This is a genomic window from Bacillus cereus group sp. BfR-BA-01522, assembly GCF_022662635.1.
Lineage (GTDB): Bacteria > Bacillota > Bacilli > Bacillales > Bacillaceae_G > Bacillus_A > Bacillus_A cytotoxicus.
Window position 1 is genome coordinate 65,200 of the sequence record NZ_JAKUDY010000014.1, and the last position, 16,319, is coordinate 81,518.

Here is a 16,319-nt window from a genome sequence, read left to right on the forward strand (position 1 = left end):
GGATGACCGCAGAAGGTCATCCTCGCTTTATTATTTACTTGTTTGCGGAGCTGGCTTTAATAGAAGCCAACCAATAATGAATGTAAACACCGCTAATATGAAAGTGCTCATATAAATAACGTGTACACTAGAAGCTAGTGCTTCCTGTGACTTTGTTACTATATTTGTTGCTCCGCCGTGTCCGCCTGAGACGAGATTAACATTTTGGATTCCTTGTTTATGGATCATAGTATTAAAAATAGTTCCAAAGATCGCAGCTCCTAATGTTTGGCTGAATGTATTGATAAATGTATTTAAACCAACTGCTGTACCTCGTGTATGAGCAGGAACGGCTGCTTGGATTGTGACCATATAAATCGGTGTAATAAGTCCCATTCCTAAACCGAACAGTCCTACCGCTATATAAATAAGAAATGATGGTGAATGAGTTGATAACGTAAATAATAGGAATGTAGCAACGGATAAGATGCTAGCTCCAATTAAAATAATTTGTTTCGTTTGTAACTTACCAACTAAATTGCCAGAGAAAATGGAACCAAACGTCCATAAAACAGGAATTGGCATTAAAATAAGTCCAGCTTCTGTTGCATTTTTGCCTAATACACCTTGGCTCCAAATCGGAAGGTACATCGTAATACTAATAATCATTGCACCTGCAATAAGTGTTAATAGGTTCACCGTTGATAATGTGCGGTTCGAAAAAAGTGTTAAAGGAATTAATGGTTCAGGAGATTTCTTTTCAATAAATAAGAAAAGAATAAATGCAATAGCGGCACCGATTAGTAGGCCAATAATCGTGATATCTCCCCAGTTTTGCTTACTGCTTCCTGTTAAAAGTGCGTATAGTAAAGCGATTGTACCTAGTGAAAAAATCGTTGCCCCAGTGTAATCGATATGATGTTTTGCTGATTGAACAGATTCTTTGTAGGAAATTACAATCATGAAGCAGGCAAGAATTCCAAATGGCACATTTAAGAAGAAAATATAGCGCCACGAAAGGGAATCCACTAAAAAGCCGCCCACTAATGGCCCAACAACACCAGAAACACCCCAAACAGCACTCATCCAACCTTGTGCTTTTGCACGCTCCTTTGCCTCACTATATAAGTCTCCAATAATTGTCATCGTAATTGGCATAACAGCGCCAGCTCCGATACCTTGAAGTGCACGAAAAATAATTAATTGTTCCATTGATGTAACAACTCCGCAAAGCGCAGAACCGATTAAGAAAATTGTTGCACCAATAAGAAGTACTTTTTTTCTACCAAATAAATCTGCTAGCTTTCCGTAAATTGGCGTGGAAACTGCTGTTGCTAACATATAAATGGCATATACCCAGCTAACAAGTTCGACGCCGGATAAGTCGCTTGTTATGCGAGGGATCGCTGTACTGACAATCGTTCCTTCCACAGCGGAAAGAAACGTCATTAACATTAAAGATATCATGACTTTTTTTCTCATATGTTTTCCCCTCTGTTTCAATTATTCAACATTATAAAATATAAAGGTACTAAGCTATAGAAAGCAACAAAAAAGAAACAGGAAGTCTGTTTCTTTTTTGTTGAAGAGAGCTAGGTGATTGTGATTTTTGGCAAAGGATATCCGTGTACCGATACTTTATGGCAAAAGGCGGCGTCCTTAATGAGCGTTTCTTTCTAGAATGGCGCGTTGTCCTGCTGTCATTCCAGCAATTCGACCGGTAACGAGGGCAGATGTAATATTGTAGCCACCTGTATAGCCGTGAATATCAAGAATTTCTCCGCAAAAATAGAGACCGTTCATTAATTTTGAAGCCATTTCTTTTGGATAAATTTCTTTAACGGAAACACCACCGCCTGTCACAAATGCTTTTTCAATAGGCTGCGTCCCATTTACTGCAAAGGTGAACTCTTTAAAATCTTTTGCAAGTGCTCGGATTTTTTCGTGAGATACTTGTCCTGCTTGCTGACTCCCATCAATTTCATTGCGCTCTAATAAAAATAAGAAGTATCGTTCTGGTACATAGCCTTTTAGCACATTTTTGATGCTCTTTTTCGGTTCTTCCTTAATTTGTTTCATCATGCGCTGGAAGAGTTGTTCATTATTTTCATCAGGTAATGCATCGATGCTCATTTGAATGTTATTTGTTTTAAATTTTTTCATTGCTTTTACAACAAACTGGCTACAGCGAAGAGCGGCCGGTCCAGAAATGCCGAAATGTGTAAATAACATATCCATTTTATGAGAGATAATTATCTTTCCTTTCGGATTTAAAACGCTAAGGTTGACATCGCGAAGTGCAAGACCTTGCAGCGTACGATTCTGAATGAATGGTTCATTTGAAAGAATAGGCACTTCTGTTGGAAAGAGTTCCGTAATAGTATGTCCTGCTTTATTGGCCCAAGCGTACCCATCTCCAGTTGAGCCGGTATGAGGAACAGATTTCCCGCCCACGGCAATAACAACATGGTTTGTTTCTAGAATTTCTCCTGTTTTCAAAACGACAGCTTTCGTTTGACCATTTTCATACTCAACGGTTTCAACAGGTGTATTTGTACGAGTTTTCACACCTAATTCTTTTAATCGTGTTAATAAAGCATCGACAACAGACTGCGCCTTATTAGAGGCAGGGAACATGCGTCCGTGATCTTCTTCTTTCAGTTTGACGCCAAGATTCTCGAAGAATGTAATAATATCTTCATTGTTAAAGATAGAAAAAGCGCTATATAAAAAGCGTCCGTTTCCTGGAATATGCTGAACAATTTCATCAAGTGGCAAACGGTTTGTTACATTGCAACGTCCACCGCCAGAAATTGCAAGTTTGCGTCCTAATTTATTTCCTTTATCAAGAAGTAAGACGCGTGCGCCTTCTTCAGCAGCACCAATTGCTGCCATCAGTCCGGAAGGGCCTCCTCCGATGACAATAACATCATAATGCATAATAATCGACCTCATTTTCTACAGTTCCTGCCTAAAAGAATAGCATGTTTTTATAGAAAAGAAAAATACAGTGAGATGATGTTTCAACGAAGATTGTGGTACAATACAAAGGTTAGAGTTCAGCGTTATCATATGTAGGAGGATTTATTTATGTCCGATTCAAAATTTCTGCGCGGAACGCTTATTGTGACGTTAGGAACATTTCTTGTAAAGTTCTTAGGCATGATTTATGTCTTTCCATTTCATGCATTAGTAGGCACAGAAGGCGGAACGCTTTATACATATGGATACATTCCATATACAATCTTTTTAAGTATCGCAACGGCAGGGGTGCCGCTTGCAGTTTCAAAATTTGTTTCCAAATACAATGCGCTTGGCGATTATAAAACAAGTAGACGAATGTTCCGCTCGGGAATGGTTATGATGATCGTAACAGGTCTGCTTTCGTTCTTGGTTCTTTATATAAGTGCACCTTTATTTGCCGAAGCAATGCTTGGTAAACAAAGTATACACAGTAGTGTAGAAGAGGTTACAACGATTATTCGTCTTGTAAGTTTTGCACTTATTGTTGTACCAGCAGCAAGTTTAATTCGTGGTTATTTTCAAGGGCATCAATCAATGGGCCCAACGACAATTTCGCAAATTATTGAACAGATTATCCGCATCGTTTTCTTATTAGTGGGTAGTTTCATTGTTATTAAAATAATAGGTGGATCTGTGGCGACAGCGGTTGGTGTAGCGACTTTTGCAGCATTTGTTTCTGCTGTTGGAGCGCTTGGTGTATTAATATGGTACTGGTTGAAACGTAAAAAACATCTTGATCAATATTTAATCGAACAAACAGTGACGGAATCAACTGTAAGTACGCTTCAATTGTTTAAAGAGTTATTTGCTTATGCGATTCCATATGTCGTAATTGGACTAACAATTCCTTTATATCAACAAATTGATACATTGACATTTAATGCGATTATGCAGGCAATTGGACAAGGGGATATTGCAGAGCGAGCACTTGGGATTTTTACAATGTGGACGCACAAATTAATTATGATTCCTGTTTCATTTGCGACAGCTTTTAGCTTAACGCTTGTGCCGGCGATCACGAAATCATTTACGGAAAAACAATTCCGCTATTTAAAATTACAGATTACACAAACATTTCAAGCAAACATGTTTTTGACATTACCAGCAGTTGTGGGGATTTCGGTATTGGCATATCCAATTTACACTGCATTTTATGAGGCAGATCCGCTTGGTGGACAAGTGTTAATGTGGTACGCACCAGTTGCATTACTTTTTGCCTTATTTACAGTAACGGCAGCAATTTTACAAGGGATTAACCAGCAAAAACATGCGATTATTGCTCTTGTGATGGGGGTTATCTTGAAGTTTTTATGCAATGTCATTTTTATTCGCTACTTCGGAACCGTTGGTGCTATTTTAGCAACAGGTGTAGGATTCTTAGCTTCCATTTGGTATACGAACAAACAAATTCGAAGATATGCACATTACTCATTTGACGTTGTCTATAAAAGAACGTTTCAAATTGCAGTGTTAACTCTTGTGATGGTTGTTGTTGTGAAACTATCACAAGGAATTCTCTCCTTGATTATCTCATCTGAAAGTCGTATGGGTGCGCTTATTATTACTATAATTTGTGCATGTATTGGCGGCCTTGTTTATGGATATTTAGCAATTCGTACAGGTGTACTTGAAAGAGTATTTGGCGGAGAAGCATTAGAAAAGATTCAACGTAAACTTGGCAGTAAATTAAAAATAAAAATGAAATCAAAAGGGGCGTAAGTAGCGTCCCTTTTCAATAAAGAAGGTGATTGAATGAGATTAGATAAATTATTAGCAAATATGGGATATGGAAGTAGAAAAGAAGTAAAAAAATTATTGAAAGACGGCGTTGTAAGGATTGATGGAAAACCAGTCAAAGATGCAAAGTTTCATGTGAATATAGAAAAGCAAGAAGTAACAATTTATGGTGAAGTTGTTGAATATAAAGAGTTTGTTTATTTAATGATGCATAAACCACAAGGAGTCATTTCTGCAACAGAAGACGATCATCATGAAACAGTTGTTGATCTACTGGAATTTGAAGATGCAATCTTTAATCCATTTCCTGTTGGAAGACTTGATATTGATACAGAAGGTTTGCTGCTATTAACAAATGACGGAAAGTTGACGCATCAGCTTCTATCACCGAAAAAGCATGTGCCAAAAAAATATTATGCACATATAGAAGGTGTAGTTACAGAAAAAGATGTGGAAGATTTTGCAAAAGGTGTTGTTCTAGATGATGGCTATGAAACAAAACCTGGCGAACTGACCATTTTAAACAGTGATGATATATCTGAAATTGAGCTTGTAATTACAGAAGGTAAATTCCATCAGGTAAAGCGTATGTTTGAAGCTGTTGGGAAAAAAGTCGTCTACTTGAAGAGAGTAGAGATGGGACCTTTAACGTTAGATGAGGAATTAGAACTTGGGCAATACCGTGAGTTGACAGATGAAGAGGTTGAAATGTTAAAAATGTATCAAGTGCAACACGAGAATTAAGAGTGATACCGATTTCAAGGTGCAGAAAGAACCCCTTTCTATTCATTTCGAAAGGGGTATTTATTTTACATATAATTGTTTTCGTTATGAGGTCATTCTCACTTTCTTTCCTGTCGTTGTCCACTTACCGCGGCAAGGGCTATACACGAGTTCATTAAACTGCAACACGTTCAGATCGCGTTGTATAGTTCGCGGTGTAATCCCGAACTCATCTACAAGGTCTTTCGTCGTTACCGTACCATTTTCATTGATGTACATATAAATCGATTTAATGCGTGTTAGCATACGAGTAGTTGTAGGTTTCAAGAGAAAACCACTCCTCTACTAGTTTTTTTGACCCCATTCAGGAAAGAAGGTCGTTACCACCATTGTACTCCAAATGACAAAATTCATGCTTTAACTTACTTAAATTTTACAAAAGTTTAACAAATAATAAAATAGAAAAATATTGGTAGTTGACATTCTATATCTCTGTAGTCAACTACGAGTAACTTTCTACGTAAAACGTCAAATTCCTGCAAATTTTTTTAGAAAAATAAAAGAAAAACTAATAAGAAATATCTAAAAAATTACAATTATTTGTTATTTGTTCTCTCTTTATTGATATAAGAGATTTGTGTTTGCTATGATGAAAGAAAGAATAGAGAAGAAGGTGAAGACGTCATGTCGGCAATTTATTGGATGAAAGAAGTTGAGAAACGCAAGAATGACTTAATTCGTGATACGCAGCAATTCTTGCAAATCAAAAGTGTTCTAGATGAAGAAAGTGCGAGAGAGGGCGCGCCGTTTGGTGAAGGTATAGCGAAGGCACTATCTTTCATGTTACATAAAGGGGAAGAAGAAGGATTTACTTCGAAAAATATAGAAGGGTACGCAGGTCATCTGGAAATGGGACAAGGAGAAGAGTTAGTTGGTATTTTATGTCATGTTGATGTTGTGCCGGAAGGTGATGGATGGACAATCCCTGCGTATAGCGCTGATATTTGTGATGGTAAGATTTTTGCACGTGGGGCAATGGATGATAAGGGCCCAACAATGGCAGCTTACTATGCAATGAAAATTGTGAAAGAGCTAGGATTACCGCTTTCTAAGCGTGTTCGTATGATTTTAGGAACAGATGAAGAAAGCAATTGGCAATGTGTAGAACATTATTTTAAGAAGGAAGAAATGCCAACCATTAGTTTTGTGCCAGATGCGGATTTCCCAATTATTAATGCTGAAAAAGGAATTTCTGATATACAAATTGTACAAAATGTTGAGAAAGCAAAAGGAGGAGAGTATGAGCTGATTTCATTCTTGGCTGGTCGCCGTTTAAATATGGTACCTGATTTTGCTGAAGCGAAAATTAAGACTGAAACAGGGAGTATACTTGTAGAAGAGTATGAACAATATTTACAATCGGTTCAGAAACTGGGTAAAAAGTCGATTGAAGGAAATATTGTCACATTACAAATAGAGGGCGTATCAGCTCACGGTTCTACTCCTGAAAAAGGAGAGAATGCAGGGTTGTTACTAGCTCAATTTTTACAAACGATAGAACTTGCTGAAAAAGGAGCTGCTTTTATTGCTTTTATTGCAGAAACATTTATCGATGATACACGGGGAGAAAAAGCAGGAATTGCCTATGAAGATGAAATTAGCGGACCTTTAACAGTGAACGTCGGTCGTTTTTCGTTTACAGAAGAAGGCGGGACGTTAGGAGTAAATATACGTTATCCTGTCACAACCCAATTTGAAGAGACAATTGATCGATTAAAAGAATATGTACGTACAAAAGGATTCAAAGTAGCAGATTATTCGAATTCTCATCCGCATCATGTTGATAAAAATCATGTATTAATTCGTACATTACAGCGCGTATATGAAGAACAAACAGGAGAAAAAGCTGAACTATTAGCGATTGGTGGCGGTACATATGCCCGTGCATTGAAAGCTGGTGTAGCGTTTGGGCCGTTATTCCCTGGAAAAGAAGATCTAGCCCATCAAAAAGATGAGTATATTGAAATTGAAGATTTATTAAAAGCAACAGCCATTTACGCACAAGCTATTTATGAATTGGCAAAATAAAACAAGTTGTAGTCTTACGAAGTAACCGCCCTTCATTTGAAGGGCGGGCTTCTTTTTCATGATTGAATGAGATAGGAAAGAAGAGAAACAATAATACAAAGGGGGAAGATACGATATGGTACCACATTATTTTATAGCAATTACATTACCGCATGATATAAAAGAACGATTGGCAAATTATAAGGAAGAAATGAACGATACGTTACCATTTCGCTCATGGGTACATAAAGAAGACTATCATATTACACTTGCCTTTTTAGGCAGTGCAACGCAAGAGCAGTTACAAGAGATAAAAGAGGGATTGCATCTTCTTAAAAATGAACAGGAATTTTCACTTTTATTACAAGGGTTTTCTACCTTTGGTCCCCCAGAACGTCCACGCATATTTTGGGCTGGATTAGAAGAAAGTAAAGCATTACTTCATTTACAAAAGAAAGTGCATAGCATTTGTGAACGGAGTGGTTTTTCACTTGAAACGCGGCCCTTTCACCCGCATATTACTATTGCGCGTAAATGGATCGGAGAGGCGATGTTTCATATAGAGGATATAAAGGAATTAAAACCAGTATCATTTCCAGTAGATACTGTGACACTATATAGATCGAATATGAAAGATACGCCTAAATATCACCCTGTTACAGAAATAAAGTTGCAGAAATGTAATGCATGAAAACGTTTTTTTTGCCGGTGAATATACTTATAGAAATGAATAAATTGGTGTATGCAGGATTACTCAATAGATGAATCTTTAATTTGGAGAATGATGGTGATTTTTTATGTTGAGAGTAGCACGTCCGTTTGAAGCGTATTTAGATGAAATGAATAAGATTACAATTTTACTCCCCTACACATATGGAACAAGCCAGACTTTTTCCTTAAAGGAAGAAAATGAAATGAGAGAACTCTCCATTGTTAAAACGACCTTACTTCCTAATGCAACGAAATATGAATGTTATACAGAGGAGGTATTAGATGTAGGGAAATATTATACAGTGCGGGATGAACGGGATATAGAAACGGATTTGCAAATTGGAGCTGTGATTCGCACAGCTGCTTTTGATGAAACATATTTTTACGAAGGTACAGATTTAGGAGCAAATTATAAAAAGGAAGAAACGGTTTTTAAAGTATGGGCTCCAACAGCGAGATTTGCTAAGGTTCGAATTTATAGAGAGAATGAAGAGTATACAGATTATGAAATGAAACGAGGAGATAAGGGAGTTTGGTCTTGTATTCTCCAAGAAGACTTGGAAGGAGCGCAGTATACATTTCTCGTTTGTATTAACTTAGTATGGAATGAAGCGGTGGATCCATATGCAAAGTCGGTATCGGAAAATGGACAATATGGAATTGTTATCAATATGGAAAAAGTCTCTGTCACAAAATATACATTGCCTAAGTTCCCTTCTTCTGTAGATGCCATACTGTATGAAATGCATATTCGCGATATGACTATGCATCCAAATAGTGGTGTAAAGAGAAAAGGGATGTATAAAGGGCTTATGGAAGAAAATACAAAAGGGAAACATGGAACGCTAACGGCTTTAGCTCATGTGAAAGATTTAGGTGTTACGCATGTTGAAATATTGCCATTACATCATTTTGCAGGTGTAGATGAGATGACTCCCTTTGCTGCATATAATTGGGGATATAATCCTCTGTATTACAATGTTCCGACAGGAGTGTATGCAACAAATCCGTCTGATCCATATAATCGCATGTTAGAGTGTAAACAATTAATTGAAACATTTCATAAGCATGGGATTCGCGTAATTATTGATGTTGTATACAATCATGTATATAAAAGAGAAACATCATCGTTTGAAAAGCTTGTACCAGGTTATTATTTTCGACACGATAAAAATGGAATGCCGTCAAATGGAACTGGAGTTGGAAATGACTTAGCATCTGAGCGGAAAATGATGAGGAAATTTATTGTAGATTCTGTTTTATATTGGTTAACTGAATATAATGTTGACGGGTTTCGTTTTGATTTAATGGGAATTTTAGATGTAGAAACGATGAATCAAATTGAACAGGAAGTGCGAAAAAAGAAACAAGATGCAATCTTGTTAGGAGAGGGTTGGGATTTAGAAACACCGCTTGCAGCAGAAGAAAAAGCGATGTTACGTAATGCTAGTAAACTTCCGCATATTGCACAATTTAATGATCAATTTCGTGATTGGATAAAAGGGAGCACTTTTGACGTAAGGAAAAGAGGTTTTGCATTTGGAGGACAAGTAGGAGAAAGTGACTTGCAATATGTACTACAAGGGAGTTTGTCCAGTGTAAAAGAACAAGGTCTTTTTTTGGAACCGACTCAAAGTGTAAACTATGTGGAATGTCATGATAATATGACGATGTGGGATAAACTCGTACGCAGTAATCAAGAAGCGGAAGTGATTTTAAAGCGTCGTCATCGTTTAGCGACAGCGATGGTTCTTTTCTCACAAGGGATTCCGTTTTTACACGCAGGGCAAGAATTTTATCGTTCCAAAAAAGGGAATGAAAACAGTTATAATGCTCCGGATGAGATTAATCAAATGGATTGGACTCAAAAAGAGAAAGAATTGGTGACTGTTGATTATATAAAAGGATTAATCGCAATCAGGAAAGAACATGGTGCATTTCGTTTTCAATCAGCCGACTTAATTCAAAAGCATATGAAATTCTTTCCAACACCTTCTTCTGTCATTGCTTATCATTTACAAAAAGTAGAATCATTTGGACCATGGAAAGAAATTATCGTTTTATTTCATAATGGTCTACAAATAGAAACAGTTATACTCCCAAAACAAGAAACATGGCACGTATTTGCAAACGAGAATGAAGCAAAAGCACAAGCAATTTCTTCATTTGAAGGAAGGGAACTGCAAATGGCACCTATTAGCACGTATATATTGGTGAAAATGTGACAAATCGCTACTTGACGATGAGAATGTAATAAATGTAGAATTGACAAAGGTGACGATTTGAATAAGTTGTCATTCTTATATAGGTTTTGTAAAATAAAGTAAAAGAATAAACGGTTTGTCCGTATCTTGGCTCATGCCAAGTTTTCTTTTTCTTGCATTCAACTACAGTACAATATATGAATCCACGACATGTTAAGATGTTGCGGATTTTCTTTTCATAATTATAAAAGATAAGGATTTGTTAACGGGTAATGGATATGGAATGGTTGGAACAATTATTAGGAAAAGAGTGGAGTCTTATACCGGCTGGTGGAGTAACAGGCGATGCGTATATTGCACAAAATGGACAACAAAAGCTGTTTTTAAAGCGGAATACATCGCCCTTTTTAGCGGTATTATCAGCAGAGGGAATTGTTCCAAAATTACTTTGGACAAGAAGGATAACGAATGGTGATGTAATTTCAGCTCAAAAGTGGCTATCAGGGAAAAAGTTAGAGCCAGAGGATATGAAATTGGAACGTGTTGCAAAACTTTTAAAGAAAATACATTCCTCCAAAGCGCTTGTGCAGATGATCCAACGGCTTGGGAAACAGCCGCTTCATGCGCAGGAGTTATTGCAGCAATTGTATTTTGTTTTAAGAGGAGATATAAAGGAAAGCCAAACAATTAAAGCGGGGCTTCAATATTTGAAAGCCTCATTATATGATATTGAATACGATGAGTTTGTCGTATGTCATTGTGATGTGAATCATAATAATTGGCTATTATCGGATGAAGATGAGTTATTCTTAATTGATTGGGATGGGGCTGTTATTGCAGATCCTGCTCTCGATCTTGGCATGCTATTATATTGGTATGTGCCGCGCGAACAATGGGATGAATGGTTAGCCTACTACGGCATTGAAAAGACGGATTCGTTACTTCGACGTATGAAGTGGTATGTAGTAGCACAAACTATTTTATCTATTCAATGGCATATAGCAAAAAAGCAGCAAGCAGAAGCTGAATATTGGCATCAATATTTACAGCAACTACTTGCTGAATAGTAAAGAGTTAAGAAAAATTGTCCATTCCAGCAATCCACTCAGTAAGTTGTGCTTGATTATTGGAAATATGATTGTCCAAATCAGAAGAATATTTACCCGATTGACTATAATAATATACATCGTTTAATATTGCTTTTGCATCTGCGCTGATGTTGTCATTTGCAAGCAATGATTGAATGAGACGTTCTAACTGTTCACACTCTGCAACTGTTCCGCAGCAATCATTTTGATGATTGATTAAAATATCTTTTAAAATTTCTAACTGATGCTGTTGATTAATCGGCATGATCGGACCATCCTTTCGATTGTTGTTCTTATTTGAACAAATTAAAGAAAGCACTGTTTCGTTTATGCTCTATATAGTTTTTGTCAAAATGGCACATCTTATACTTGAAAGAAACGGACCGAGTGCTCGTACGTACTTGGTTTTTTATTTGACAGTCTACTGAGAAAAGAAAGAAGGAAAAAATAGTCTAATAAAGAGAGGGAAACATCTATGCGTTTAAGACATAAACCGTATGCAATGGATCGCATTAAAGAATATTCACAATTTGTAATTGGAAACCCTGAGGAACATCGCGGCAACTGGAAAGAACTTTTTGGAAATGATCATCCTATTCATATTGAAGTAGGGACAGGACGCGGACGTTTTGTTTATGAAATGGCAAAAGCAAACCCGGATATTAACTACATCGGAATTGAAAAGTTTACGAGTGTCATTGTAGATGCTCTTGATAAGTTAATTGAAAAAGAATTACCAAATTTAAAGTTAATTAATAAGGATGCAGAAGATTTAACAGTTTTCTTTACAAAAGGTGAAATTGACCGAGTATATTTAAATTTCTCCGATCCATGGCCGAAGAAACGGCATGCAAAGCGCCGTTTAACATATAAAACATTTTTACGTAATTATGAAGAAGTGTTAGTAAAAGATGGAGAAATTCACTTTAAAACAGATAACCAAGCTCTATTCGAATACTCTCTTATGAGTATGGCTGAATATGGGATGGTATTTACATTCTTAAGTCTCGACCTTCATAATAGTGACTTTGAAGGAAATATTATGACAGAGTATGAAGAAAAGTTCTCTAGTAAAGGTCATCGTATTTATCGAGTAGAAGCAAAATATCGTACGGAGCCTGTGCAGTAAAGCACAGGTTTTTTTAGAATAAAAAAGTCTGAATTTTGTGTTAAAATGATATTAGAAAAGGAGGCAGTGCAATGGAAGTTTTACGAATTGGAAATATAAAAGTAACGTGGTTGCGTGGCGGAAATACTCATTTAGATGGCGGGGCAATGTTTGGAGTCGTCCCGAAAGTGCTTTGGTCTCGCAAATATGATTATAATGAAGCAAATCAAATTTATTTACGAACAGATCCGTTACTTGTGCAAACGAAAGAAGGGAATGTTCTGATTGATTCAGGAATTGGAAACGAAAAAATGAGTGAAAAAATGAAGCGAAATCAAGGGGTAACAGAAGAGTCATCTGTTCATGAATCGTTAGTAAGTACCGGGCTGTATCCGGAAGATATTCATTATATTTTAATGACGCACCTTCATTTTGACCATGCATCTGGGCTGACAAAGTGGGAAAACGGACAGCTTGTTTCAATGTTTCCAAACGCTAAAATTTATGTTTCAGATATAGAATGGAATGAAATGAGAAATCCAAATATAAGATCGAGAAATACATATTGGAAGGAAAATTGGGAGCCCATCGCAAGGCAAGTCGTTACTTTTAAAGAAAAAATCCAAATTACAAGTGAGATACAAATGATTCACACTGGCGGACATAGTGATGGTCATGCTGTCATTGTCTTAGAAAGTATGGGAGAGATGATGCTTCATTTAGCGGATTTATTACCAACTCACGCGCATCAAAATGTCCTTTGGGTCATGGCGTATGATGATTATCCGATGACGTCGATTGAACAGAAACAAAAATGGATGAAGTATGGAACGGAGAGAAATGCTTGGTTTACTTTCTATCATGATGCCTATTATCGCGCTGTGAAATGGGATGAAGAAGGAAAAATTGTTCAAAAGTTAGAAAGAAAGGAGAGTATTGAAGCATAAATAGAGTAGAAAAGAGAGGGGGGACAAAGTCTTTTCATCGGATCCTCTCTTTTTTATCATGAAAAAATGATAAAATTTCATCACATACTTAAGCAGCAGTGACTTCTAAAATTGTACCTGTTTTCGCATCTACTAAAAATTCAAATCGTTCTTGTATATCGTTTAAAATGGTTGTGAGACCACCGCGATACACTTCGTATGCGACATCATATTTTTCAAACGTCTCCGGAACCATATGTACCCAAGAGCCAGTAACTTCACCTTTATGACGTAATGCTTGCTTCACCATTTTCAATGCTTTTTCGGAAGAGATATGGGACTGTTCTTGAACTTTATTTGCAACAAGATAACCAGCTGCAAAACCAACGCCAAGACCAGCTATTAAACCTTTCCAGTTCATATACTCACCTCAATTCTATAAAATAGTGTATCAATGATAATTATAATTCAATTCTAATGAAAAAAGAAGAAACTAGAAACATTTTGAAAATTTCGTTACAATGAATAAGGTATTCTACTAAGGGTTGAAAGAAGGGAACTTCATGAATAAAGAGACATTAGAGCTATTTCGTACATTAACAGAACTACAAGGAGCATCAGGATTTGAGCATGATGTACGTCGCTTTATGAAGCAAGAATTAAGCAAATATGCAGATGAGATTGTGCAGGATGGTTTAGGCAGTATATTTGGTCTGAAAAAAGGAGACGAGAGTGGTCCTCGTGTACTGGTAGCAGGTCATATGGATGAAGTTGGCTTCATGGTAACACAAATTACGGAAAACGGGATGATTCGTTTTCAAACATTAGGTGGTTGGTGGAGTCAAGTATTACTAGCTCAGCGTGTACAGATTATGACAAAAAATGGTCCTATTGTTGGGGTAATTGGTTCTATTCCACCGCATTTATTAAGTGACGCGCAGCGTGCAAAACCAATGGATATTAAGAATATGTTAATTGATATTGGTGCTGACAGCTATGAAGAAGCACTTGAAATCGGTGTGAAACCAGGGCAACAAATTGTTCCAATTTGTCCGTTTACACCGATGGCAAATGAGAAGAAAATTATGGCGAAAGCTTGGGACAACCGTTATGGTTGTGGTTTGGCAATTGAATTATTAAAAGAATTAAAGGATGAAACTTTGCCAAATATATTATATTCTGGTGCAACTGTTCAAGAAGAAGTAGGACTTCGTGGTGCACAAACAGCTGCGAATATGATTCAGCCGGATATTTTCTATGCGCTTGATGCAAGTCCAGCGAATGATGCATCTGGTGATAAAGAGCAGTTCGGACAATTAGGAAAAGGGGCGCTTCTTCGTATTTATGACCGCACAATGGTAACACATCGCGGGATGCGTGAATTTATTTTAGATACAGCAGAAACACATAATATTCCGTATCAATATTTTATTTCACAAGGTGGTACAGATGCAGGACGTGTACATACAAGCAACTCCGGTATTCCATCAGCAGTAATCGGTGTTTGTGCTCGTTATATTCATACACACGCTTCAATTTTACATGTTGATGATTATGCGGCGGCAAAAGAATTATTGATGAAGCTTGTTAAAGCGACAGATAAAACGACGCTGGAAACAATTAAAAATAGTGCGTAAAAGAAAGGGGCAGTTTTGGCCTTTTCTTTTCATATATATACAAATGAAAGATATACACTCATTTTCCATAACCGTGACACAGGTGCTTGAAAAATAACATGAATATATAACTAGTTTGTGATAGAGGACAATGTATCTGGTTCTGGTTCAAAAAATCTCTTGAATTAGGACATACTAATAGTACTACTCTAGAAAAGGTGCGTGACCAGTATGGAAAAGGAAAATTTGTTCAAATGGAAGCATTATCAGTCTGAACTCGTCTTATTAACAGTAAGGTAGTATCTACGGTACAATTTGAGCTCTTGGAACCTAGTGAAAATGATGGAAGAAAGAGGTTTATCCATTGCTCACAAAACGATTATGCACTGGGTTCATCAATATGAACCTCAATTAGAGGAGAAAGTACGACATCATCTTAAAGCAACAAATAATTCATGGAGAGTCGATGAAACCTATATTAAGGTAAAAGGGAAATGGATGTATTTATACCGTGCAGTCGATTCAGAAGGAAACACGATTGATTTTTACTTAAGTAAAAATAGAAATACCCAATCAGCCAAGCGTTTTTTCAAAAAGGTCTTGGCTTTTTCGCATGTGTCCATTTCTCGTGTCATTACGGTGGATAAGAATCCAGCTTATCCAGTAGCAATTGAGGAGTTAAAAGAAGAAAAAAAGATGCCAGAAGGAATCCAAATTAAACAAGTAAAGTATCTTGATAATATAGTGGAACAAGATCACCGGTTTATGAAAAGGCGAGTTCGCTCTATGTTAGGATTCAAGTCATTTAAAACAGCAAATTCTATATTGAGTGGTGTGGAAGCCATGCATATGATGAAAAAAGGACAACTTGTTTTACTGGACAAGTCTGTTCAAAATCAAAAACAGTTTATTCATAAATTGTTTGGTTTAGCTTCATAAGCTAGAAATGTAGAGAAAATTGCTACTCTATGTGTTGAACCATTTATCCTATTATTTTAAGGGAGTAAGACTTTATCTTTTTAGGAGAGAAGACACCCACCTCAAGGAACGTGCAGGGCATAGCCCAATGAGTAGGTGGGTGATGAATCGCCTTCGGATAGGGCGTGGCTTATGCCACGTTAACGATCCGACACACT

Annotated in this window: 14 protein-coding genes and 1 pseudogene; 10 read left to right on the top strand and 5 right to left on the bottom strand. The window is 36.9% G+C overall.

Annotated elements, in window-relative coordinates:
* Window positions 1-30: 30 nt before the first annotated feature.
* Window positions 31-1,461 (bottom strand): MDR family MFS transporter, encoded by a 1,431-nt coding sequence (locus tag MR059_RS17600; protein ID WP_012095832.1) that lies wholly within the window; start codon window positions 1,459-1,461, stop codon window positions 31-33.
* A gap of 177 nt (window positions 1,462-1,638) precedes the next feature.
* Window positions 1,639-2,919: a BaiN/RdsA family NAD(P)/FAD-dependent oxidoreductase gene (locus MR059_RS17605; protein WP_012095831.1), complete on the bottom strand. Its 1,281-nt coding sequence runs from the start codon at window positions 2,917-2,919 to the stop codon at window positions 1,639-1,641.
* A 150-nt stretch (window positions 2,920-3,069) separates the two neighbouring features.
* On the opposite strand from MR059_RS17605, the gene MR059_RS17610 reads away from it, so the two are divergent.
* Window positions 3,070-4,722: a putative polysaccharide biosynthesis protein gene (locus tag MR059_RS17610; protein ID WP_242161924.1), complete on the top strand. Its 1,653-nt coding sequence runs from the start codon at window positions 3,070-3,072 to the stop codon at window positions 4,720-4,722.
* Between the two features lie 33 nt (window positions 4,723-4,755).
* Window positions 4,756-5,484, top strand: a complete 729-nt coding sequence (locus MR059_RS17615; protein ID WP_012095829.1) for a pseudouridine synthase — start codon at window positions 4,756-4,758, stop codon at window positions 5,482-5,484.
* Window positions 5,485-5,568: 84 nt separating this feature from the next.
* On the opposite strand, the gene MR059_RS17620 is transcribed toward MR059_RS17615, so the two are convergent.
* Window positions 5,569-5,790, bottom strand: a complete 222-nt coding sequence (locus MR059_RS17620) for a DeoR family transcriptional regulator (protein WP_000805512.1) — start codon at window positions 5,788-5,790, stop codon at window positions 5,569-5,571.
* Window positions 5,791-6,147: 357 nt separating this feature from the next.
* Here MR059_RS17620 and pepV point away from each other — a divergent pair, with 357 nt between their 5' ends.
* The 4 genes from pepV (at window position 6,148) to MR059_RS17640 (ending at window position 11,512) form a co-directional block, all read left to right on the top strand.
* Complete coding sequence (pepV, locus tag MR059_RS17625) at window positions 6,148-7,551, top strand: dipeptidase PepV (RefSeq protein WP_012095826.1); 1,404 nt, start codon at window positions 6,148-6,150, stop codon at window positions 7,549-7,551.
* 115 nt (window positions 7,552-7,666) lie between these two features.
* Window positions 7,667-8,221 (top strand): RNA 2',3'-cyclic phosphodiesterase, encoded by a 555-nt coding sequence (gene thpR, locus MR059_RS17630; RefSeq protein ID WP_012095825.1) that lies wholly within the window; start codon window positions 7,667-7,669, stop codon window positions 8,219-8,221.
* Between the two features lie 106 nt (window positions 8,222-8,327).
* The gene (pulA, locus tag MR059_RS17635) at window positions 8,328-10,466 is read left to right on the top strand and encodes a type I pullulanase (protein WP_012095824.1); all 2,139 of its coding nucleotides are present in this window, start codon (window positions 8,328-8,330) and stop codon (window positions 10,464-10,466) included.
* Window positions 10,467-10,717: 251 nt separating this feature from the next.
* Window positions 10,718-11,512 carry a phosphotransferase family protein gene (locus tag MR059_RS17640; protein ID WP_041810077.1) on the top strand — a complete coding sequence of 265 codons (795 nt, stop codon included), beginning with the start codon at window positions 10,718-10,720 and terminating at the stop codon, window positions 11,510-11,512.
* Window positions 11,513-11,519: 7 nt separating this feature from the next.
* On the opposite strand, the gene MR059_RS17645 is transcribed toward MR059_RS17640, so the two are convergent.
* On the bottom strand, window positions 11,520-11,798 hold the full coding sequence (locus tag MR059_RS17645) for a YtzH-like family protein (protein WP_012095822.1): 279 nt from the start codon (window positions 11,796-11,798) through the stop codon (window positions 11,520-11,522).
* A 210-nt stretch (window positions 11,799-12,008) separates the two neighbouring features.
* Here MR059_RS17645 and trmB point away from each other — a divergent pair, with 210 nt between their 5' ends.
* Window positions 12,009-12,662 carry a tRNA (guanosine(46)-N7)-methyltransferase TrmB gene (gene trmB, locus MR059_RS17650; protein WP_012095821.1) on the top strand — a complete coding sequence of 218 codons (654 nt, stop codon included), beginning with the start codon at window positions 12,009-12,011 and terminating at the stop codon, window positions 12,660-12,662.
* Window positions 12,663-12,733: 71 nt separating this feature from the next.
* Window positions 12,734-13,588 (top strand): YtnP family quorum-quenching lactonase, encoded by an 855-nt coding sequence (locus MR059_RS17655; protein ID WP_012095820.1) that lies wholly within the window; start codon window positions 12,734-12,736, stop codon window positions 13,586-13,588.
* A gap of 88 nt (window positions 13,589-13,676) precedes the next feature.
* Here the strand turns inward: MR059_RS17655 and MR059_RS17660 are convergent, their stop codons facing one another.
* Window positions 13,677-13,988, bottom strand: coding sequence for a PepSY domain-containing protein (locus MR059_RS17660; protein ID WP_012095819.1), 312 nt, complete (start codon window positions 13,986-13,988; stop codon window positions 13,677-13,679).
* 142 nt (window positions 13,989-14,130) lie between these two features.
* Between MR059_RS17660 and MR059_RS17665 the strand changes: the two genes are divergently transcribed.
* On the top strand, window positions 14,131-15,204 hold the full coding sequence (locus tag MR059_RS17665) for a M42 family metallopeptidase (RefSeq protein WP_012095818.1): 1,074 nt from the start codon (window positions 14,131-14,133) through the stop codon (window positions 15,202-15,204).
* A gap of 210 nt (window positions 15,205-15,414) precedes the next feature.
* Window positions 15,415-16,122 (top strand): annotated as a pseudogene (locus MR059_RS17670) (IS6 family transposase).
* The last annotated feature ends 197 nt before the right edge of the window (window positions 16,123-16,319 follow it).

Bases quoted from the DNA above. Each gene is read 5' to 3' on its own strand.
- MR059_RS17600 (WP_012095832.1), bottom strand. From the start codon at position 1,461: ATGAGAAAAAAAGTCATGATATCTTTAATGTTAATGACGTTTCTTTCC.
- MR059_RS17605 (WP_012095831.1), bottom strand. From the start codon at position 2,919: ATGCATTATGATGTTATTGTCATCGGAGGAGGCCCTTCCGGACTGATG.
- MR059_RS17610 (WP_242161924.1), top strand. From the start codon at position 3,070: ATGTCCGATTCAAAATTTCTGCGCGGAACGCTTATTGTGACGTTAGGA.
- MR059_RS17615 (WP_012095829.1), top strand. From the start codon at position 4,756: ATGAGATTAGATAAATTATTAGCAAATATGGGATATGGAAGTAGAAAA.
- pepV (WP_012095826.1), top strand. From the start codon at position 6,148: ATGTCGGCAATTTATTGGATGAAAGAAGTTGAGAAACGCAAGAATGAC.
- thpR (WP_012095825.1), top strand. From the start codon at position 7,667: ATGGTACCACATTATTTTATAGCAATTACATTACCGCATGATATAAAA.
- pulA (WP_012095824.1), top strand. From the start codon at position 8,328: ATGTTGAGAGTAGCACGTCCGTTTGAAGCGTATTTAGATGAAATGAAT.
- MR059_RS17640 (WP_041810077.1), top strand. From the start codon at position 10,718: ATGGATATGGAATGGTTGGAACAATTATTAGGAAAAGAGTGGAGTCTT.
- MR059_RS17645 (WP_012095822.1), bottom strand. From the start codon at position 11,798: ATGCCGATTAATCAACAGCATCAGTTAGAAATTTTAAAAGATATTTTA.
- trmB (WP_012095821.1), top strand. From the start codon at position 12,009: ATGCGTTTAAGACATAAACCGTATGCAATGGATCGCATTAAAGAATAT.
- MR059_RS17655 (WP_012095820.1), top strand. From the start codon at position 12,734: ATGGAAGTTTTACGAATTGGAAATATAAAAGTAACGTGGTTGCGTGGC.
- MR059_RS17660 (WP_012095819.1), bottom strand. From the start codon at position 13,988: ATGAACTGGAAAGGTTTAATAGCTGGTCTTGGCGTTGGTTTTGCAGCT.
- MR059_RS17665 (WP_012095818.1), top strand. From the start codon at position 14,131: ATGAATAAAGAGACATTAGAGCTATTTCGTACATTAACAGAACTACAA.